We start from the raw sequence: 19558 nt of genomic DNA on the forward strand, positions 1-19558 counted from the left end.
GTCGACGCGTGCACGCAAGAGTGTGCTTCGGCGGCGAGTCAACCGGTTTGGCCCCCCGCCCCGACGGGACGAAACTGGAGGCATGTCCCACGACAGCTCCTCCTCCGTGTACACGCTGTGGGCGGTCTTCCGCCGCGATCCCGAGAACCCGGTCACCGCCACCGAGGCGACCGAGCTCGCCGACCTCGTCTCGCTCGTCGAGGCCGACGGCGTCACCGTCCGCGGTTTCTACGACGTCAGCGGCCTCCGCGCCGACGCCGACCTCATGGTCTGGCTCCACGGCGAAGACCCCCAGGCCCTTCAGCGCGACCTGCGGCGCCTGCGCCGCACGGAGCTGCTGAAGAACCTCCTCCCCACCTGGAACGCCATGGGCGTGCACCGCGACGCGGAGTTCAACCGCTCGCACGTCCCCGGCTTCCTCCGCGGCATCGAGGCGCAGCAGTGGCTCTGCCTGTACCCCTTCGTGCGCAGCTACGAGTGGTACCTCCTCCCCGAGGAGGAGCGCCGCGAGATGCTCATCGAGCACGGCAAGAAGGGGTCGCAGTACCGCGGCGTCATCGCCAACACGGTGGCCTCGTTCGCCCTCGGCGACTACGAGTGGCTCCTGCCGATGGAGGCCGACGTGCTCACCGACCTCGTCGACATGATGCGCGACCTCCGCTACACCGAGGCTCGTCGCCACGTCCGCGAGGAGGTGCCGTTCTACACCGGCCGTCTGGTCGCGCTCGACGAGATCCCCGAGATCCTGCAGTGAGCGCGCCCCTGCGGCTGGGGACTCGTCGCAGCACGCTGGCGATGGCGCAGTCGCAGATGGTCGCCGATGCCGTGGCCGCGGCATCCGGTCGCCCCGTCGAACTCGTGCCCATCGTGTCGGAGGGCGACGTCAACCGCGCCTCGCTGTCTCAGCTGGGCGGGCGCGGCGTCTTCGCGAACGGTCTGCGCGAGGCTCTCGCCGCCGACCGCTGCGACTTCCTCGTCCACTCGCTCAAAGACCTCCCGACGGCGCAGCCCGAGGGGCTCGTCATCGCCGCCACGCCCCCGCGCGAAGACGCGCGCGATGTGGTCGTGACCCGCGACGGCGCGCCCCTCGGCTCGCTGGCCGCGGGCGCGCGGGTGGGGACCGGTTCGCCCCGCCGCATCGCCCAGGCCCGGCGGCACAACCCCCGTCTCGACATCCGCGACATCCGCGGCAACGTCGACTCGCGTCTGGGGCGCGTGCGCGATGGGGAACTGGATGCCGTCATCCTCGCCGCCGCGGGCATCTCGCGCCTCGGGGGCGACCTGGGCGGGCTGCACGCCGAGGCGCTCGGGCTCGCGGAGTGGCCGACGGCCCCGGGGCAGGGCTCGCTCGCCATCGAGACGCGCGACGACATCGATCCCGACATCCTGGCCGCGCTCGTGCAGCTCGACGACGAGGACACCCGCGTCGCGATCACCGCGGAGCGCACCGTGCTCTCGGCGCTGGACGCGGGGTGCAGTGCTCCCGTCGGCACGCACGCCGCCCTCGCCGACGGGGACCTGCGGCTGCGCGCGGTGGTCTACGCGCTCGACGGTGCACGAAGGATCGGCATAGACCGAACTGTGCGTCTCGCACCGGGGTATGGTGGGGAAACGGGCAGCGGCAATGGAGCGGATGCTGCCGACGACGGGGGTCCGATCGCGCGAGCGACGCGAGCGGGCCGAGAAGCCGCGCGTCGGTTGCTCGAACGTGGGGCGGCCGACCTGGTACCACGAGAGTCGACCACATGAATGAAGGCCACCGGCACACGCCGCACCCCACGACGGGCAGCACGCCCAAGCCCCTCGCGGGCCGGCGCGTCCTCGTACCGCGCGGTGGTCCCTGGGGCGATGGCGTCGCGGCGAGTCTGCGTCAGCGCGGGGCCGTTCCCGTCATCGCACCGCTGATCAACTTCGCGCCCACGAACGACCAGGCCACCCTCGAGCAGGCGCTCGCCGAGCTGGCCGACGGGGTGTTCGACTGGCTGACGCTCACCAGCGCCACCACCGTCGACGTCCTCTACGCCTACAAGGCCGTCATCCCCGCCGGCACCAAGGTCGCCGTCGTCGGCGAGACCACGGCCGCGGCGATGCAGGCCGTGGGCTACCACGTCGACCTCGTTCCCGAGCGCGACAACTCGGCCCAGGGCATGGCCGAGCAGATGATCGACCTCGAGTCCGAGCCGCGCAAGGTGCTGACCCTGCGCAGCGAGATCGCCAAGCCCGTGCTCACGCGCCTGCTGATCGAGGCGGGGCACGACGTGCGCAGCGTGGTCGCGTATCGCACCGTCGGTGTGCCGGTGTCCGACAAGATCGCCGGCGACGTGCACTCCGGTCGCATCAACGCCATCCTCGTCACCAGCGGTTCGGTCGCGGAGCAGGTGGTCGATCAGTTCCCCGAGATCCCGGCATCCACCGTCATCGCCGCGATCGGCCCGCGCACCGCGAAGGACGCCAAGCGCGCCGGTCTCAGCGTCGACGTCGTGGCCGACACGCAGACGGTCGAGTCGCTGATCGAGGCCGTCGCCCGCTTCACCCTCGCCCCCGACGAATCGACCTCATGAGCTTTCCCGAGCACCGCCCGCGGCGCCTGCGTCGCACCCCCGCCGTCCGTCGTCTCGCGCGAGAGACGCACCTCGTGCCGTCGCAGCTCGTGCTGCCCATGTTCGTGCGCGAGGGCATCACCGAGCCGAGTCCGATCGGCTCGATGCCCGGCATCGTGCAGCACTCGCTCGATTCGCTTCGCCGCGCCGCGGCCGAGGCGGCCGAGCAGCGCATCGGCGGCGTCATGCTGTTCGGCGTCCCCGAGACGCGCGACGCCGTGGGCTCGGGAGCCGACGACCCCCGCGGCATCCTGAACGTCGCGACCGAGGCCGTCGTGGCCGAGGTGGGCGACGCGCTGGTCGTGCAGACCGACCTGTGCCTCGACGAGTTCACCGACCACGGGCACTGCGGTGTGCTCCGCGACGACGGTGCCGTCGACAACGACGCGACCCTCGAGCGGTACACGGCCATGGGTCTCGCACAGGCGCGGGCGGGCTCGGCGATGCTGGGCCTGTCGGGAATGATGGACGGCCAGGTCGGCGCGGTGCGCGAGGCGCTGGATGCCGAGGGCTTCACCGACACGCTCATCCTCGCCTACTCGGCCAAGTACGCCGGAGCCTTCTACGGACCCTTCCGCGAGGCGGTCGACTCGCAGCTGAAGGGCGACCGCCGTTCGTACCAGCTCGACCCCGGCAACGGGCGTGAGGGCGTGCGCGAGGCGTTGCTCGACGTCGAAGAGGGCGCCGATGTGGTCATGGTCAAGCCCGCACTGCCGTACCTCGACGTGCTCGCCGACGTGAAGGCCTCGGTCGACGTGCCGGTGTGGGCCTACCAAGTGTCGGGCGAGTACGCGATGGTCGAGGCCGCCGCGGCGCACGGCTGGATCGACCGCCGCGGTGCCATCCTCGAGAGCCTGCTCGGCATCCGCCGCGCCGGCGCCGACGCGATCCTCACCTACTGGGCCGTCGAGGCGGCCCGCTGGCTGCGCGCCGAGCTCTGAGCCCCCCTTCTTTTTGCGTGAGTCGCCACGATTTGTCGCTTCGCTGTCCGCGGAAGCGACAGATCTCGGCGACTCACGCGCGTGCACCCGGGAGAATTGACGCATGACCGATCTCAACGACCAGTGGTTCGCCCGCGCCAAAGACGTCATCCCGGGCGGGGTGAACTCACCCGTTCGCGCCTACGGGTCCGTCGGCGGAACGCCGCGGTTCATGCAGTCGGCGTCGGGGCCCCGCATCACGGATGCCACGGGGCGCGAGTACGTCGATCTCGTCGCCTCGTGGGGTCCGGCCCTTCTCGGCCACGCGCACCCCGAGGTGGTCGAGGCGGTTCGGGCGGCGGCATCCCGGGGTCTGTCCTTCGGCGCGCCGACGGGGGCCGAGGTCGAGTTGGCCGACCTGATCGCCCACCGCGTGCAGGTCGGCGATCTGGCACCGATCGAGAAGGTACGCCTGGTCTCGACCGGCACCGAGGCGACCATGACCGCCATCCGACTGGCGCGCGGAGTCACCGGCCGCGACCTGCTCATCAAGTTCGCCGGGCACTACCACGGTCACTCCGACGGGCTGCTGGCGGCCGCCGGATCGGGGGTCGCCACGCTCGCCCTGCCCGGCTCGGCCGGCGTTCCCGCGCCCATCGCCGCACAGACGCTCGTGCTGCCCTACAACGACCTCGACGCGGTGCGCGAGGTGTTCGCGGTGCACGGCGAGAACATCGCCGCGATCATCGTCGAGGCGGCCTCGGCCAACATGGGCGTCGTGCCGCCGCTGCCGGGCTACAACGCCGCGCTCGCCGAGATCGCGCACAGCCACGGCTCGCTGCTCATCATGGACGAGGTGCTCACGGGCTTCCGCGTGCACCCCGCCGGCTTCTGGGGGCTCCAGGCCTCGCGAGGCGAGACGTACCTGCCCGACATCCTCACCTACGGCAAGGTCGTCGGCGGAGGTATGCCGCTGGCCGCCCTGGCCGGTCGCGCCGAGATCATGGACCACCTCGCGCCCCTCGGCCCGGTGTACCAGGCGGGCACGCTGTCGGGGAACCCGTTGTCGGTCGCCGCGGGCCTGGCGACGCTGCGCCTCGCGACGCCCGAGGTCTACGCGACCGTCGACGCCGCGGCCGAGCGGGTCGCCGACGCGCTCGACGCCGCCCTGAGCGCCGAGGGGGTCGTGCACGCGATCCCGCGCGCGGGCTCGCTGTTCGGGGTCGCGTTCCTGCCCGAGATCCCCCTCGACTACGCCACGGCGCTCACCCAGCAGTCGTGGCGGTACGCCGCGTTCTTCCACTCGATGCTGGATGCCGGCATCTCGCTGCCCCCGAGCGTGTTCGAGGCGTGGTTCCTCACCGCGGCGCACGACGACGACGCCCTCGCGCACGTGGTCGACGCCCTGCCGGGCGCGGCGAAGGCGGCGGCGGAGGCCCTGGACCCGACGCTGCTCGCCCAGTAACGGCGGCCGCGCCGGGGTCATCCTCGCGAGGGAGCGGTTTCGTCCTTCGTGATGATGTGCGGGCGGACCCGGGCGACGAGGCTGGGATCATGCTCCCCGCCCACGCCGCCCCGCCCTCTTTCTCGGCGTTCCTCTCGCGACTCGCGGCGTGGTGGCCCACGTCGATGGCCCCGCGGCGTCGGCGCGCCACCTGGCAGCCCTGCCCCCGCGGAGGGGGCGGCGCCCGACCGAGCTGAGCTCGACGACGGGCTCGTCCCCGGGCCCGATGGAAGACTGGACGCATGACTTCTCCCCAGCCCCGTGTCGTCGTCCTCGCCGGTGGAGTCGGAGGGTCGAAGTTCACGCTCGGCGTCCGCGCGGCGCTGCGGCGCCTCGGCGCCCCCGACGCGACCGTCGTCGTCAACACGGGCGACGACCTGTGGCTGTCGGGTGTGCGCCTGCAGCCCGACGTCGACTCCCTCACCTACGCCCTCGCCGGGGTCAACGACACCGAGCGCGGGTGGGGACGCGCGGGCGACACGGAGCGGGTCAACGAAGAGCTTCAGGCCTGGGGGGCGGGCTGGCCGTGGTTCACGCTCGGCGACCTCGACCTGGGCACCCACCTCGCCCGCACCGGCTGGCTCCGTGACGGCCTCACCCCCACCGAGGTGCTGGCCCGCATGGCGCAGCGCTGGCCGCTCGGCGTGCGGCTGCTGCCCATGACCGACACCGAGGTCGACACGCACGTGCTGCTCGAGGACGGGGGGCGGCTGCACTTCCAGGAGTGGTGGACGCGGCACCGCGCCACGCTGACTCCACGCGCCTTCGAGAATCCCGGGATCGCCGGCGCCGTGCCCGCCCCCGGGGTCGTGGATGCCATCGCCCAGGCCGACGTGGTGCTGCTGGCGCCGTCGAATCCGGTGGTGTCGATCGGTCCGATCCTCGCGGTCCCCGGAATGCGCGAGGCCCTGCGGGCGACGTCGGCGCGGGTGGTGGGCGTCTCGCCGATCATCGCCGGGCGGGTCGTGCGCGGCATGGCGGATGTCTGCCTCACCGCGATCGGCGTCGAGACCTCGGCATCGGCCGTCGCGCGGCACTACGCGGCACGGTCGGCCGGCGGTGTGCTCGATGCATGGCTGCTGGCGGAAGAAGACGCCGCCGCCGCGCCCGAGGTCGAGGCGGCGGGGATCCGCACGGTGGTCGCGCCGCTGTGGATGCGCGACGAGACGACCTCGGCCGCGATCGCCGAGGCGGCGCTGCGCGCCTGAGCCGCCGTTCGCGGGTGCGCTCTGTGTGCGGACTTGCGCTTCGCCGGTGGGCTCTGCGCGGGGCATGCGCTTCGCCGGTGGGCGCTGCGGCCTGAGCCGCCATTCGCGGTGGGCGCCGCGCGCGAGCGCTGCGCGCGGGGCGTGGGCGCGGGGCCTGGGCGGGCGAGCGGCCGCGCGGGCGAGCGGTCAGGCCGCCGCCGACGCCAACACGGCCGACGTGCGCGGGCCCACGCCCAGCGCGACCGCCTGCGAGAGCTGTTCGGCCGTGTCGACGTCGCGGCGGAGCGACGACGCACGCTCGACGGCCAGGTCGGTGCACCCGAGCAGGCGGTGACGGGCGGCGGAGTCCTCGCCGAACGCCGAGACCCACACCGCCCCCGCTCGGGCGGTGACGAGGGTGGAGCCGGTAGTCTCGGCATCCGGAACCACTCCCCGCTCGACGGATGCCGCGAGCTCGAGGGCCGCGTCGAGATCGGCGGGACGCAGGGCCGGCAGATCGCCGAGCAGGGCGGCGCGCGCGGTGGCGACCCCGGCCGCGGCCGCGCCGAGGGCGATCGCGGCGTCGAGACCGCGGGTGTCTCCCTCGGGCACGATCTCGACCTTGCGGGCGCGGCGGAGCTCGGCGCGCACCCCCGCGTCGTCGGTCACGACGATGACGCGGGCGACCCCGGCCGCCGCGGCTGCCGCGGTCACGGTGTCGGGCGCGATGGCGCGCGCGAGCGCCTCGCGGTCGACGCCGACGTCGGTCAGGCGCGTCTTGCCCACCGCGGCGGGTTTGACCGGCACGATGATCGTCCAGGCGGGGACGTCAGGCATGTTCATCGCCTCCATTGTGTGCCGAACTCCTGAGATATCTGGCTGGGGGTCGTGCTTTCGAAGGGTGGGGGGCAGCGTGGGGGACCTTTTCTCAGGAGTGTGGCCCCACCGGCGCCCCGCAAGCGGGCCGCTCGCGCGGCTCCCGTCCGCGGCGCCGCGGGACCCCGCGGCGCCGCTGGGCCGCCGGACCCCGCAGCGTCGCCGGACTCGCCGCGTCGCCCCGCCGATCCGGCTCAGGCGAAGCGCTTGCGCAGGCGCGGCAGTATCTCCTCGCCGTACATGCGCAGGAACTCCTCCTGGTCGTGGCCCGGGTCGTGGAACACGAGGTGACGGAAGCCGAGGTCGACGTACCGTGCGATGCGTTCGACGTGCTCGTCGGGGTCGGTCGAGACGATGAACCGCGACGCGACGCGCTCGATCGGCAGTTCGGCGGCGAGCCGCTGCATCTCGAGGGGGTCGTGCACGCTCATCTTCTCGTCGGCGCTGAGCGCGAGCGGGGCCCAGAACCGCGTCTTCTCGAGCGCGGTGTCGTGGTCGGGGTGGTACGACACCTTGACCTCCATGAGCGTGTCGACGTCGTCGCGGGTGCGGCCGGCCTTGCCGAGACCGTCGTCGAGCGCGGGCAGCAGCGTGTCGGTGTACAGCGCGGGGTCTTTGCCGCTCGTGGTGATGTAGCCCTCGGCGATGCGTCCGGCCAGGCGGGTGGCCGCGGGGCCGGAGGCGCCGATGTAGATCGGCACCTTCTGCTCGGGGCGGTCGTAGATCGTGGCATCCTTCACCGAGTAGTAGGTGCCCTCGTAGGTGACCCGCTCGCCGGCCCAGAGCTCGTTGATGATCGCGATGGCCTCTTTGAGGCGCTGGAAGCGCCCGGGCGCCTCGGGCCAGTCGAGGCCCAGGGTCACCTCGTTGAGGGCTTCACCCGTGCCGACGCCCAGCACGACACGGCCGGGGTACATCACGCCGAGGGTGGCGAACACCTGGGCGATGACGCCGGGGTGGTAGCGGAACGTCGGGGTGAGCACGCTCGTGCCGATGATGACGCGCTCGGTGCGCGCGCCGAGGGCCCCGAGCCAGGGCAGGGCGTTGGGGGCGTGCCCGCCGTCGTGCATCCACGGCTGGAGGTGGTCCGAGAGGAAGACCGAGTCGAAACCCATCTTCTCGGCGAGCACGCCGAAGTCGAGGAGCTCGTTGGGTCCGAACTGCTCGCTCGAAGCCTTGTATCCGAAACGCAGGGGAACGGTCATTTCTCTCCTTCAACCTCGCCACCGCGCACGGGGGTGCGCGCGGGTTCGAACTCCGACCCGTCGGTGCCGGCCAGTCGTTCATGGAACGCCTGCACGGTGCCCGGCCACAGCAGGGTCAGCCGCCCCGACCGGTCGTCGACGTACCAGTTGCGGCATCCGCCGGTGAGCCAGGGGGTGGATGCCGCGGCCGCGGCGATCTCGTCGGTGTACGCCGCCTCGACCTCGGGGCGTACCCGCAGCACCCGCTCGGGTCGGCGGTCGCGCTCGGCCAGGGCCCGCACGACGTACGCCGACTGCTCCTCGGCCATGAGGACCGAGGAGTTGTGCCCGAGACTCGCGTTCGGGCCGTTCAGCACGAACAGGTTGGGGAAGCCGGCGACCACCGTGGAACCGAACGAGGTCATGCCCTCGGCCCAGTGCGCGGCGAGGGTGCCGTCTTCGCCGCGCACGAGGTCGGCGTAGGGCTGCTCGGCGGCGGTGAACCCGGTGGCCAGCACCAGCACGTCGGCCTCGTACGTCGCGCCGCTCTGCGCCGTCAGCGTCGAGCCGTCGACCGCGGCCAGGGCGGTGGGCTCGAGGCTCACGGCCTCGGACGCGACGGCGGGGTAGAACGCATCGGACAGCAGTACGCGTTTGCAGCCGAAGGCGTAGTCGGGGGTGAGGGCTGCGCGCAGAGCCGGGTCGGCGACCTGAGCGTGCAGGTGCGCGAGCGCGTGGGCGCGGGCGTCGGCGGAGGCCGCGGCGTCGCCCGAGCGTGACGCGAAGCGCGCCTCACCCTCGGCGTACAGCTCGGCGCGCAGGCGCGCGAGATCCCCCGGGTGCGCGGCGAGGTGCGCGCGCTCGGCGGGCGCGATGTCGCCTCCGCCGCGCGGCACGATCCACGCGGGGGTGCGCTGGAAGAGCGTCACGTGGGCGGCACGGCGGGCCAGTTCGGGAACCAGCTGCACGGCGCTGGCGCCGGTGCCGACGACCGCGATCCGCATGCCGGCGAGGTCGGTGCCGTGGTCCCACCGCGCGGAGTGGAAGAGGGGCCCGTCGAACGACTCGAGGCCGTCGATGGCCGGCACGTGCGGCTCGGTGAGGCGTCCGCAGGCCAGGACGAGGGAGCGCGCGGCGAGGGTCTCGCCGCCCGTGTCGAGGTGCCAGACGGCGTCGGCGGCATCCCATTCCGCTCCAAGCAGGGGCGTGCGCAGCCGCAGCCGATCGCCGAGGTCCTCGCGATCGGCGACGTCACGCAGGTAGGCCTGGATCTCGCCGCCGGGGGCGAAGGTGCGCGTCCACCCGGCGTTCGGGTGCGCGGCGAGGCTGTACAGGTGCGCGGGCACGTCGCACGCGACGCCGGGGTAGGTGTTGTCGCGCCAGGTGCCGCCCACGTCGTCGGCGCGCTCGAGCACGACGAAGTCGTCGCGCCCGGCCCGGCGGAGCGCCCCGGCCATCGCGAGGCCGGCGAAGCCTGCGCCGACGATCGCGACGTCGACGACCCTCACGCGCGGGCCCCGCCCTCTGCGGCGACGCGGTAGTCGGTCGTGCGCAGGCGGAACGGTCGCATAAGGCTGCGGGCGATGCGCTCGGCCGCCGCGACGGGGAGCTCGAGTCCCTGCTCGATGCCCGTGTCGGGCCGCACGCGTCCGTCGTACAACGTGCCGCCCAGGTCGTCGCCGCCGGAGCGCAGCAGCACGGCGGCGGTGTCTCGGCCCACGCGGGTCCAGGGGATCTGCACGTGCGGGATGCTGCCCGACAGTATCAGCCGTGACACGGCGACCATCGCGCGATGCTCGTCGATCGGGGCGCGGTCGGCGACCAGCGGCACGTCGCCGCCGGGCAGGGGGATGGGCACGAACTCGGCGAAGCCGCGGGTCTCGGTCTGGATCTCGCGCAGGCGCCGCAGATGCGCGATGCGCTCCTGGGCGGTCTCGACGTGGCCGTAGAACAGCACCGAGGTCGAGCGGAAACCGGCGCGGTGCGCCGCGGTGATGCCCTCGACCCAGTGGTCGATCTCGAGGTCGCCCGGCGCGACGAGGGCGCGCACCCGCTCGCTGAGAACCTTCACGCCGGTGCCCGGCACGGTGTCGACGCCCACTTCGCGCAGGGCCGCGAGGGCGCCCGCGAGACCGAGTCCGCCGCGGTCGGCGAGGTCGCGCACGTCGAGCGGACGGTAAGCGTGCACGTGGATGCCGGGAGCCCCGCGCTTGACTGCCCGCACGAGGTCGAGATAGCCGGCGGGGTCTTCGTCGCCTCGGAGCGCGCCCTGGATGCAGATCTCGGTCGCGCCGAGGGCGGCGGCGTCGGCGGCGATGGCCGTGGCGTCGTCGAGGTCGAACTCGCCCGGCGCGGTGCGGCCGGTGCGGCGCAAGCCCGTCGAGGTGAGGTTGCGGTTCTGCACGAGGGTGATCGGCTCGCCGACGGTGTAGCGGCGCGCGTCGTCGGCGGCGGCGGTGAGGTCGTCGAGCTCGGCGCCGGTCGTGCGCAGCAGGCGCACCCAATCGGCGTCGTCGAGGGACAGGGGATCGGATGCCGCCCGCTCGGCGAGACGGCGGACGCCCAGGTCGCTGCCGGGCACTCCGCCGGGCACTCCGCCGGGGCTCCCGGGGTGGGCTGAGGGTGTCGAGCCGGGATGGGCGGAGGACGAGGGACGGGCGGAGGACGCGACGTCGAGAGGGAGTCCTCCCTCCGTCCCTCGTCCTCCGCTCGTCACGGCGTGCGTGCCCTCGGGCAGGCTTGCGTGCGGCGTCACGTCGGCCGCGAGCCCCTCGGCATCGGCCAGCGCCCGCAGGGGAGTGTGCAGGGCGGGGTCGATCCAGCGCGCCGCGTCGCGCACGAACTCCGGATGCGCGGTGAGGCGTTCGCGCAGCGTGTAGCCGTGCGCGGCCGTCTGGGCGGCGAGGTCGTCGATCTGCGGCCAGGGACGCTCGGGATTGACGTGGTCGGCCGTGAGCGGCGACACGCCGCCCCAGTCGTCGATGCCCGCCGCGATCAGCAGACCCAGCTCGCCCGGGTCGGACAGGTTCGGCGGCACCTGGATGCGCATGCGCGGACCGAACACGAGCCGGGCGGTGGCGACCGCCGCGACGTACTCGGCCAGGTCGGCGTCGGGCGCGCCCTGCATGGCCGTGCGGGGCTTGGCGCGGAAGTTCTGCACGATGACCTCTTGCACGTGCCCGTGCCGGTCGTGCCGGTCGCGCATCGCCACGAGCGATTCGGCCCGGTCGCGCACCGTCTCGCCGATGCCCACCAGGATGCCGGTGGTGAACGGGATGCCGGCGGCGCCGGCGTCGTCGATGACGCCGAGGCGCAGGTCGGGGTCTTTGTCGGGCGAGCCGAAGTGCACCTGGCCGGGCTCTTCGAACAGGCGTCGCGACGTGGTCTCGAGCATCATGCCCATCGAGGGCGAGACGGGCCGCAGCGCCACCAGCTCGTCGGGGTGCATGACGCCGGGGTTGGCGTGCACCAGCATGCCGGTCTCGGCGGTGATGAGACGCGCGATGTGGGCGACGTAGTCGATGGTCGAGGCGAAGCCGTGCGCGTCGAGCCAGGCGCGGGCCTCGGGCCACCGCTCTTCGGGGCGGTCGCCGAGGGTGAGCAGCGCCTCTTTGCAGCCGAGGGCCTGTCCCTGCCGCACGACGGTGAGCACCTGCTCGGGGCTCATGTACGCGGGCTTGCGCAGCAGGTTCAGCTGGCCGGGGGTGTCGACGAAGACGCAGTAGTGGCAGCGGTCGCGACACAGGGTCGTCAGCGGCACGAAGACCTTGCGCGAGTACGTGACCACGCCGGGGCGGCCGGCGGCGACGAGCCCCTCGTCGCGGAGCGCGGCGGCGACGGGCAGAAGGCTGTCGAGCGGTGCGTGCAGAAGGGCGTCGGTCTCGTCGACGTCGGGGCGGTGCCCGGCGCGGATGCGCGCCAGGAGGTCGTCGATCGACGTGCCGCGGGCCGGTGCGACTCGCGGCGCAACACTGCCCGTACTCATCGTCCCAGGCTATCCCTCGCCTCCGACATCCGGGCCGGTGAGACGGGGCGTCGCGCGGTGCGTGCGTGCGGCGGGTGATCGTTGCGCTCTCGTGAGGTGACGAGCCCGTCGCGCCCCGTCGACGCTGGCAGGATGGAAGGCATGGTGACCCTGCTGCTCGACTCGACGCAGCTCGAAGTCGTGCTGTCGCCGACCGAGCGAGCGATGTCTTTCCGCAAGACCAACATCGTCGTGCCGCGCGAGCACATCGAGCGCGTGCAACTGACCGACGACGCCTGGACGTGGCTGCGCGGCGTGCCGAATCCCGGCATCAACCTGCCGGTGGCCGTCGGAATGGGCACGTGGAAGTCGGCGAGCGGCAACGACTTCGTCGTCATCCGCGGCCGCAAGCCCAGCGTCGTCGTCGACCTCACGGGTCACGACGAGTACGAGCGTCTGGTGCTCACCACCAAGCACGGGGTGGCGCTGCTGCGGGCGCTGCGTCTCGACGTGGCATCCGAGCCCGAAGACGTGGCCGACATCGTCCGCTGAGGCGCCGGAACACGCGCCCGCTCCATGCGCCCGGCGGTCGCGCTCACGCCGTGAACTGCACCACGGTGTCCCACGCGAGCTTCACCACGAGCAGCGACAGGGTCACCAGGAACACGATCCGCACGAAGCCGCTGCCCTTGCGGGTGGCCATGTGCGCGCCGATGAACCCGCCGGTGATGTTCATCGCGGCCATGGCGAAGCCCAGGGCGAGCAGGATCTCGCCGTGCACGCCGTAGACGGCCAGGGCGGCGAGGTTGGTGGTGAGGTTCGCGATCTTGGCGTTCACGCTCGCCTGCAAGAAGCCGTACCCCAGCACGGCGACGATCAGGATGACGAAGAACGACCCCGTCCCCGGACCCAGGATGCCGTCGTAGAAACCTACCAGCAGACCGATCACGCCCGCCCTCCAGGCGATGGCCGCCGGTCGGGTGTGCCGCGGCTCGTGGTGCAGTCCCATGCGGGGCTTGAAGAGCGTGTACAGCGCCACCGCGATCACCGCGACGAGGACCACGGGCGTCAGCACCTCGCGCGGGACGAAGCGCGAGAGGGCGGCACCGACCGTGGAACCGGCGTACGCGCCGGCGACCAGCGGCAGCAGGAGCACGAGCTGCACCCTGATCTTGCGCAGGTACACCCCGCTCGCCGAGAGCGTGCCGAAGAACGACGACAGCTTGTTCGTGCCCAGGATGAACGGGGTCGCGACGTCTTTCGGCACGGCGATGACCAACGCCGGCAACTGGATCAGTCCGCCGCCGCCGACGACCGCGTCGACCCATCCGGCGACGCCCGCGGCGACCAGCAGCAGCAGGAGGGATGCCACCGACACGGGGAGCCATTCGGCGATCACCGGTCCATCGAGCACGGTTGATTCTCGCCGGTGCCGGCGGCGGCGCCAAATGCGCGGCGTCGCCCGTCACGGGCGCGGCGGTCGGCGAGCGGCGTCGGTGCGCGCCGGGCGATCGCCGATCAGTCGATGTCGCGGCGCCAGGTGGTCAGCATCCCCACGACCACCAGCACCACCGCGTACCCGAGCAGCACGAGGCCGCCGACCCACCAGTCGAGCGTCGACGCCCCGGTGGTCGACACCGAGCTGAAGATCGTCTGGCCGACCAGGGCATCGCTCGCGGCGCTGGGGAACCACTTCACGACGTCGTCGAAACCCTCGACCACGCCGCCGATGGTGCGCACGATCGGCTCGATGAAGAGGGTGATGGCGAGCACGATGACGATGGCGGCGACCTGGTTGCGCACAACCGTGCCCACGCCGATGCCCACCAGTGCCCACAGGGCGAAGGCCAGCAGCATGCGGCCCACGAGCTCCCAGGTGTCGGCGGAGCCGAGGGCGGTGTCGATGCCGAAGATGCTCAGCACTCCGGCGCCCGCCCCGATCGCGGCGGCCGAACCGAGGATGCCGTAGAGCAGGCCCACCAGCACGCCCACGACGAACTTGCCGCCCAGGATCACGCCGCGGCGCGGGGTGGCGAGGAACGTCGGCGTGAGCGTCTTGTGACGGAACTCGGTCGTGACCATGAGCGTGCCCACGAGGAGGGGGAACACGTACCCGACGGCGCTCGCCGAGCTGTAGACGAGGCCCGGAACGCCCTCGGCCGACATCGCGGGGCCGGTGGCGCCGCCGAGGCGACCCGAGGCGACTCCGCCGAAGACGAAGGCGAGCACGCCGGCCGTGAAGGCGACGTAGGCGACGAGGACGATCGCCAGCACCCACCAGCCGGCGGTGGTGAACTGCTTGGTGTACTCGGATCGTGTCGCTGCGACGAGGCTCACCGCTGCACCCCCGTGTGGTCTGTCTGGTCCGTGTGGTCGAGGTCGGCGGTGGGCACGATGTCGATCACTCCGGTCGAGGCGACGGAGTACGAGCGGCGGGGTGAGTCGTCGCTCGAGGATGCCCCGTCGGACGCCGTGAGGCGCGCGGATCGCGGCGGGGCCATGACGGCGACCATCGCGGTCGAGGGGCGGGGATCGTCGTCGTCGAACTCGTCGGGTCGGGGGGAGACCTCATCGGCTGTGGCAGTCGTCGCCGTCGCGGCCGCCGTCGGTGCGAGCACGGGCTCGGGCGCCGGCGTGGGCGCGGGGGCGGGGGTCTCGGCATCCGGAGTCGAAGCAGGAGCCGCCGCAGCGCCGCCCGCCGCAGCGCTCGCGTGCACGCGCACGCCGCTGACGAGCTCGAGGAAGATGTCTTCGAGGCTGGCGCCCTTGCTCTGCAGGTTCGACAGGGCGATACCGGCGCCCGCGGCGAGGGCGCCGATCTCGACCGGCTCGTGGTGGCGGATCGTGTAGCCGTTGCGCAGCAGCTGGTAGTCGATGCCGCGCTCGTCGAGCACGCTCGACAGGGCGGTGCGGTCGGGGGAGTCGACGACCGTGGCGTACTCCTCGGGGTCGGCGAGGTCTTCGACCCCGCCCTGGAACACCAGGCGACCGCGCGAGATGATCAGCAGCGCGTCGACGGTCTGCTGCACCTCGGCGAGCAGGTGCGACGAGATGAGCACCGTGCGTCCCTCTTCGGCGAGGTGACGCAGCAGCCAACGCATCCACCGGATGCCCTCGGGGTCGAGGCCGTTCGACGGCTCGTCGAGTACGAGCACGCCGGGGTCGCCGAGCAGCGCGGTGGCCAGGCCCAGGCGCTGGCGCATGCCGAGCGAGAAGCCGCCCACGCGGCGCCCGGCGACGTCGGCGAGACCGACCAGGCCCAGTACCTCGTCGACGCGCGAGACGGGCAGCGACGCCGCGCGCGCATAGACCTTGAGGTGGTTGGCGGCCGAGCGGCCGGGGTGGAAGCTCGACGCCTCGAGGGCGGCGCCGACGCTCTGCAGCGGAGAGGCGAGGTCGGCGTAGCGCTTGCCGCCGATGGTGGCGGTGCCCGCGGTGGGCTGCACGAGGCCCAGCAGCATGCGCAGCGACGTGGTCTTGCCGGCGCCGTTCGGACCCAGGAAGCCGGTGACCTGGCCGGGCTCGATGCGGGCGTCGAGACCGTCGACCGCCGAGACGGCTCCGAAGCGTTTGGTGAGCCCGTTGAGCTCGAGCACCTGTCCGTCGGGCATCGGGCACCTCTCGTTCGATGGGCGTTCCGCCTATCTTCCCCGATCCGAGGCCGAAAACCCATCTCGGGGCGTGTGTAACGTGGCACCGTGCACGCTCAGCGAACCGATGACGACAGCGTCCTCGTGCGGTCGAGGCGCGGCCTCGGTCGTCTGACGCTGAATCGTCCGCGCGCGATCAACGCGCTCGACCTCGACATGATCCGCGCGTTGACCCTCACCCTCGACCGGTGGCAGCGCGACACCGACGTCGACGTCGTGCTGCTCGACGGGGCCGGCGAGCGTGGGTTCTGCGCCGGCGGCGACGTGCGCGCTCTGCACGAGATGGTCGTCGGAGGGCGCGGCGACGAGGTGCACGCGTTCTTCCGCGAGGAGTACGCGCTCGACCAGCTCATCGCCACCTCGGCCAAGCCCGTCGTCGCGATCGCCGACGGCGTGTGCATGGGCGGCGGCATCGGCCTCGCCGGCCACGCGGCCATCCGCGTCGTCACCGAACGTTCGCGGCTCGCCATGCCCGAGACGCGCATCGGCTTCACTCCCGACGTGGGCGGCTCCTGGTTGCTGGGTCGCGCGCCCGGTCGCCTGGGCGAGTACCTCGGGCTGACCGGGGGGTCGATGGATGCCGCCGACGCGATCTACGCCGGCTTCGCCGACCACATGGTGCCCGCCGCCCACCTCGAGGCCCTGTACGAAGCCCTCGAGAACCGCGCCGACCCGTCGAGCCCGACCGAGCTCGTGCTGTTGTTCGACGAGAGCCCCGAGCCGTCGAGGCTGATCGCGGCGAGGGAATGGATCGACGACGCGTTCGCGGCCGACGACGTTCCCGCCATCGTGGACCGTCTGCGTGCGCGGCCCGAGCCCGAGGCCCGCGAGACGGCCGAGCTGCTGGCCGCATCGGCGCCGACCGCGCTCGCCGTGACGCTCGAGGCGGTGCGTCGGGCGCGTGCCCTGCCGTCGCTGCGCGCGGCCCTCGCCCAGGAATACGGCCTCGTGATGTGGTTCGCCCAGACGCAGCCCGACCTGGTGGAGGGCATCCGCGCGCAGGTCGTCGACAAGGACCGCTCGCCGTCGTGGTCGCCGGCCCGCCTCGACGATCTCCCCGCCGACCGCGTGGCCGAGGCCTTCGCGTACGAGCCGAACCCGGCGCTGTGGTGACCCGGCCATGATCTCTCTTTCTCCCGTGATCGCCGTGCCCTCGGCCGTGACGTCTTCTGTTCCCGTGATCGCCGTGTCCCCGGCCTCCGGCGCGGGGAGCGACCCGCGGGCGGCGACGAGATGACCGCGCCGCGACGACGCTGGTCGTTCGGACACGCCCTCGACGGGTTCTTCTTCGTCTTCGCCGGTCTCGCCGCGATCTGGCTGGCCTACCTGAGCTTCACGCAGTCGTTCCGGCTCGGGTGGGGCGGGGTGCTCATGGCGATCGCGTTCTGGGGTCTGCTCGCCTACCTGGTGCTGCCGCGACTGCACCGGATCCTCACCGCGATCTACGTGCCCGACTACTTCATGGGCCGCACCCGCACCTCCGACGGTCTGCTCGGCGACCCCGTCAACCTCGCGTTCCAGGGCGACCGGGCGCGCATCGAAGCGGTCATGGCCGAGGCCGGCTGGATCCCCGCCGACCCGGTCAGCCTGGGTTCGTCATGGCGCATCATCGCCTCGACGCTGCGGCGCCGCAGCTATCCGCGAGCCCCCGTCAGCCCGCTCTTCCTCTTCGGACGCATGCAGGACCTGGCCTACCAGCAGGAGGTCGCGGGCTCTCCCGCCCAACGCCACCACGTGCGCCTGTGGAGGTGCCCCGAGGGATGGCTGCTGCCGGGAGGGCGCCGGGTCGATTGGCTCGCCGCCGGCACGTTCGACCGGGCCGTGGGCCTGTCGCTGTTCACGCTGCAGGTGACCCACCGCATCGACGCCGACACCGACATCGAGCGCGACCACATCGTCGCCAGCGTCACCGCCGTGCCCGCGGTGGCGGTCGACGTCATCCGCGACTTCGCGACCGGGTACCACTCGCGCAACGGCGGCGGCGACAGCATCACCACCGACGGCGACCTGCCGATCGTCGACGTGCGGGCCGTGCAGATCCCGGATGCCGCGACCCCCGCCGCGCCGACGGAGGTGCGACCGTGATCACCCGGCACCCCCGCAAGCGCGCGGCCTTCGAACCCCTCGCCGCCCCCGTGCCCGTCGACCCGGCCATGCGTCGCCCCGTCGCGACGGTCGCCGGTGCGGTGCTGGTGCTGCTGCGAGCGGTGGCCGGGGTGCTCTGGGGGGCGACCGTCGTGTTCGGGCTCCCCTCGTGGATGCGGGCGGTGGCGGGAGCGGCGAACGGCTCGGCCATCGAGCCCGACACCCTGACCCTGTCCGACCTCGACGTCGGTTTCGGTCTGTTCGCGGGTGTGCTCGCGACGATCTTCGTGGTGCAGGTGGTGTTCGGCATCCTGCTGCTGTGGGGGAGCAACCTCGCCCGCGTGGCCGTGATGCTCATCTCGGTGGTGTCGATCTCGGCGGCGTTCACCGGCTGGTGGCAGCTGGGGGAGGAGATCACGGTGCGCACGACGCTGGCGACCCTGAGCCTCGACGTGCTCGTGCTGCTGGCCCTATCGAGCCGCGATGCGGCGGCGTACGCGCGACGGAAGGATCGGCGGCGCTGAGCGAGCGGGTGGCGCTCGCGACCCCGGGGGATCTCGGCGGGTTAGCCTGAGAGGTGCCGCTCGCCCGCGGCGGAACGGAAGACGGACGTGTTCGACAGCCCCATGTCGTCCTCGGCATACGAGGTGCTCCGCGTGGCGCCCGACGTCGACGACGAAGGCCTGCGTCGCGCGTATCGCGTGCGCCTGCGCGAGACGCACCCCGACACGGGCGGCGACGCGGCCCTGTTCGTGCAGGTGCAGCGCGCGTGGGAGCTCATCGGCACGCCCGAGGCCAGAAGCGCCTACGACCGCGGTCGCGGGACGGTGACCGGGGAGTGGGGCGGCGGGGTCTCGGCATCCGGTCCCTCCCGCCCCGCCGACACGCGCCCGCGCGCCCGATCGCACGGTCAGCCCGGCGGATGGCGGCGCGAGAGGTACCTCGACCTCATCCGCGAGTGGGTGGGCCGCGGCGTCGACATCGCCGACCCGTACGACCCGGCGCTCGTGCGCTCGGCGCCGCCCGAGATCCGGCACATCCTCGCCGACGCGCTCGCCGAGGAAGAGACCGCGCGTCTCGTCTCGGAGCTCGGCATGGGCTACACGGTGTGGCACGACGTGTTCGCCGATCGTGACGGGCGCGATCCCGAGCAGAAGCTCGACCATCTCGTGCTCGGCCCGAGCGGCCTGTACGCCCTGCTGAGCGAGGACTTCGGCGGCCCCGTCGGGGTGCGCCGCGGCGAGATCTCGGGGGCCCACGTCATCGGGTCGCCCGTGACCGAGCTCGTGTCGCGCGCCCGCGTGATCGCACGGGCGGCCGGTGTGCGCTTCAGCGGCGCGATGGTCGTGCTGCCCGACGACGCCGTGCTCGACGCCATCACCGAGCTCGGCAAGGTGCGCGGAACGCCCGTCGCGCTGGTGACGCGCAGCGCCCTCACCACCCTGCTGCGGCGCGGCATCACCGGGGCGCGCGAGGTCGGCGGCACGGAGCTGTTCGACATCCGCACGCGGTTGCAGCAGCGCGTGCGTCACGTCTGAGGGGCGTCTCCCGAGGGGCTCCCGGGGCTGTCCCGCCGCTCCGCCGGTCG

General features: G+C 72.8%; 18 protein-coding genes. 11 read left to right on the plus strand and 7 right to left on the minus strand.

Annotated elements, in window-relative coordinates; translation table 11 throughout:
- Positions 1 to 82: 82 nt before the first annotated feature.
- The 6 genes from hemQ to cofD all read left to right on the plus strand — a co-directional run bounded on the left by hemQ (position 83) and on the right by cofD (position 6232).
- Positions 83 to 754 (plus strand): hydrogen peroxide-dependent heme synthase, encoded by a 672-nt coding sequence (hemQ, locus tag IFR11_RS04820; protein ID WP_055832765.1) that lies wholly within the window; start codon positions 83 to 85, stop codon positions 752 to 754.
- Positions 751 to 1749 carry a hydroxymethylbilane synthase gene (gene hemC, locus IFR11_RS04825; protein WP_191915393.1) on the plus strand — a complete coding sequence of 333 codons (999 nt, stop codon included), beginning with the start codon at positions 751 to 753 and terminating at the stop codon, positions 1747 to 1749. Before hemQ ends, hemC begins: the two co-directional genes overlap by 4 nt.
- Positions 1746 to 2561, plus strand: a complete 816-nt coding sequence (locus tag IFR11_RS04830; RefSeq protein ID WP_055832767.1) for a uroporphyrinogen-III synthase — start codon at positions 1746 to 1748, stop codon at positions 2559 to 2561. The genes hemC and IFR11_RS04830 overlap by 4 nt, the downstream gene beginning before the upstream one ends.
- The gene (gene hemB / locus IFR11_RS04835) at positions 2558 to 3541 is read left to right on the plus strand and encodes a porphobilinogen synthase (RefSeq protein ID WP_055832768.1); all 984 of its coding nucleotides are present in this window, start codon (positions 2558 to 2560) and stop codon (positions 3539 to 3541) included. Before IFR11_RS04830 ends, hemB begins: the two co-directional genes overlap by 4 nt.
- Before the next feature lie 103 nt (positions 3542 to 3644).
- Positions 3645 to 4985, plus strand: a complete 1341-nt coding sequence (gene hemL, locus IFR11_RS04840; protein ID WP_191915394.1) for a glutamate-1-semialdehyde 2,1-aminomutase — start codon at positions 3645 to 3647, stop codon at positions 4983 to 4985.
- Positions 4986 to 5266: 281 nt separating this feature from the next.
- The gene (cofD, locus tag IFR11_RS04845) at positions 5267 to 6232 is read left to right on the plus strand and encodes a 2-phospho-L-lactate transferase (RefSeq protein ID WP_191915395.1); all 966 of its coding nucleotides are present in this window, start codon (positions 5267 to 5269) and stop codon (positions 6230 to 6232) included.
- A 186-nt stretch (positions 6233 to 6418) separates the two neighbouring features.
- Here cofD and cofC read toward each other — a convergent pair whose 3' ends face one another.
- The 4 genes from cofC to cofG form a co-directional block, all read right to left on the minus strand.
- A complete protein-coding gene (gene cofC / locus IFR11_RS04850) occupies positions 6419 to 7048 on the minus strand; it encodes a 2-phospho-L-lactate guanylyltransferase (RefSeq protein WP_244630590.1) in 630 nt (209 codons plus the stop codon).
- Between the two features lie 233 nt (positions 7049 to 7281).
- Entirely contained in the window at positions 7282 to 8292 is a 1011-nt protein-coding gene (fgd, locus tag IFR11_RS04855; protein WP_191915397.1) for a glucose-6-phosphate dehydrogenase (coenzyme-F420), read from the minus strand.
- The gene (locus tag IFR11_RS04860) at positions 8289 to 9779 is read right to left on the minus strand and encodes an NAD(P)-binding domain-containing protein (RefSeq protein WP_191915398.1); all 1491 of its coding nucleotides are present in this window, start codon (positions 9777 to 9779) and stop codon (positions 8289 to 8291) included. The genes fgd and IFR11_RS04860 overlap by 4 nt, the downstream gene beginning before the upstream one ends.
- Positions 9776 to 12256: a 7,8-didemethyl-8-hydroxy-5-deazariboflavin synthase CofG gene (gene cofG / locus IFR11_RS04865; RefSeq protein ID WP_191915399.1), complete on the minus strand. Its 2481-nt coding sequence runs from the start codon at positions 12254 to 12256 to the stop codon at positions 9776 to 9778. The genes IFR11_RS04860 and cofG overlap by 4 nt, the downstream gene beginning before the upstream one ends.
- A gap of 141 nt (positions 12257 to 12397) precedes the next feature.
- Here cofG and IFR11_RS04870 point away from each other — a divergent pair, with 141 nt between their 5' ends.
- Positions 12398 to 12787, plus strand: coding sequence for a hypothetical protein (locus IFR11_RS04870; protein WP_055832773.1), 390 nt, complete (start codon positions 12398 to 12400; stop codon positions 12785 to 12787).
- Between the two features lie 43 nt (positions 12788 to 12830).
- On the opposite strand, the gene IFR11_RS04875 is transcribed toward IFR11_RS04870, so the two are convergent.
- From IFR11_RS04875 to IFR11_RS04885, 3 genes are all read right to left on the minus strand, one after another.
- Positions 12831 to 13649 carry a sulfite exporter TauE/SafE family protein gene (locus IFR11_RS04875; RefSeq protein ID WP_055832774.1) on the minus strand — a complete coding sequence of 273 codons (819 nt, stop codon included), beginning with the start codon at positions 13647 to 13649 and terminating at the stop codon, positions 12831 to 12833.
- A 104-nt stretch (positions 13650 to 13753) separates the two neighbouring features.
- Positions 13754 to 14572, minus strand: a complete 819-nt coding sequence (locus IFR11_RS04880) for an ABC transporter permease (RefSeq protein WP_070409079.1) — start codon at positions 14570 to 14572, stop codon at positions 13754 to 13756.
- Positions 14569 to 15846 carry an ABC transporter ATP-binding protein gene (locus IFR11_RS04885; RefSeq protein WP_191915400.1) on the minus strand — a complete coding sequence of 426 codons (1278 nt, stop codon included), beginning with the start codon at positions 15844 to 15846 and terminating at the stop codon, positions 14569 to 14571. The genes IFR11_RS04880 and IFR11_RS04885 overlap by 4 nt, the downstream gene beginning before the upstream one ends.
- An 87-nt stretch (positions 15847 to 15933) precedes the next feature.
- Here IFR11_RS04885 and IFR11_RS04890 point away from each other — a divergent pair, with 87 nt between their 5' ends.
- The 4 genes from IFR11_RS04890 (at position 15934) to IFR11_RS04905 (ending at position 19508) form a co-directional block, all read left to right on the plus strand.
- The gene (locus tag IFR11_RS04890) at positions 15934 to 16998 is read left to right on the plus strand and encodes a 3-hydroxyisobutyryl-CoA hydrolase (RefSeq protein WP_191915401.1); all 1065 of its coding nucleotides are present in this window, start codon (positions 15934 to 15936) and stop codon (positions 16996 to 16998) included.
- A gap of 120 nt (positions 16999 to 17118) precedes the next feature.
- Complete coding sequence (locus IFR11_RS04895) at positions 17119 to 17970, plus strand: LssY C-terminal domain-containing protein (protein ID WP_191915402.1); 852 nt, start codon at positions 17119 to 17121, stop codon at positions 17968 to 17970.
- Positions 17967 to 18494: a hypothetical protein gene (locus IFR11_RS04900; RefSeq protein WP_055940929.1), complete on the plus strand. Its 528-nt coding sequence runs from the start codon at positions 17967 to 17969 to the stop codon at positions 18492 to 18494. The genes IFR11_RS04895 and IFR11_RS04900 overlap by 4 nt, the downstream gene beginning before the upstream one ends.
- 87 nt (positions 18495 to 18581) lie before the next feature.
- A complete protein-coding gene (locus tag IFR11_RS04905; RefSeq protein ID WP_191915403.1) occupies positions 18582 to 19508 on the plus strand; it encodes a DnaJ domain-containing protein in 927 nt (308 codons plus the stop codon).
- The last annotated feature ends 50 nt before the right edge of the window (positions 19509 to 19558 follow it).

Source organism: Microbacterium sp. CFBP 8801 (assembly GCF_014839455.1).
Classification (GTDB): Bacteria; Actinomycetota; Actinomycetes; order Actinomycetales; family Microbacteriaceae; genus Microbacterium.

Bases quoted from the DNA above. Each gene is read 5' to 3' on its own strand.
- IFR11_RS04885 (WP_191915400.1), bottom strand. From the start codon at position 15,846: ATGCCCGACGGACAGGTGCTCGAGCTCAACGGGCTCACCAAACGCTTC.
- hemB (WP_055832768.1), top strand. From the start codon at position 2,558: ATGAGCTTTCCCGAGCACCGCCCGCGGCGCCTGCGTCGCACCCCCGCC.
- IFR11_RS04830 (WP_055832767.1), top strand. From the start codon at position 1,746: ATGAATGAAGGCCACCGGCACACGCCGCACCCCACGACGGGCAGCACG.
- cofG (WP_191915399.1), bottom strand. From the start codon at position 12,256: ATGAGTACGGGCAGTGTTGCGCCGCGAGTCGCACCGGCCCGCGGCACG.
- fgd (WP_191915397.1), bottom strand. From the start codon at position 8,292: ATGACCGTTCCCCTGCGTTTCGGATACAAGGCTTCGAGCGAGCAGTTC.
- cofC (WP_244630590.1), bottom strand. From the start codon at position 7,048: ATGCCTGACGTCCCCGCCTGGACGATCATCGTGCCGGTCAAACCCGCC.
- hemL (WP_191915394.1), top strand. From the start codon at position 3,645: ATGACCGATCTCAACGACCAGTGGTTCGCCCGCGCCAAAGACGTCATC.
- IFR11_RS04870 (WP_055832773.1), top strand. From the start codon at position 12,398: ATGGTGACCCTGCTGCTCGACTCGACGCAGCTCGAAGTCGTGCTGTCG.
- hemQ (WP_055832765.1), top strand. From the start codon at position 83: ATGTCCCACGACAGCTCCTCCTCCGTGTACACGCTGTGGGCGGTCTTC.
- IFR11_RS04895 (WP_191915402.1), top strand. From the start codon at position 17,119: ATGACCGCGCCGCGACGACGCTGGTCGTTCGGACACGCCCTCGACGGG.
- cofD (WP_191915395.1), top strand. From the start codon at position 5,267: ATGACTTCTCCCCAGCCCCGTGTCGTCGTCCTCGCCGGTGGAGTCGGA.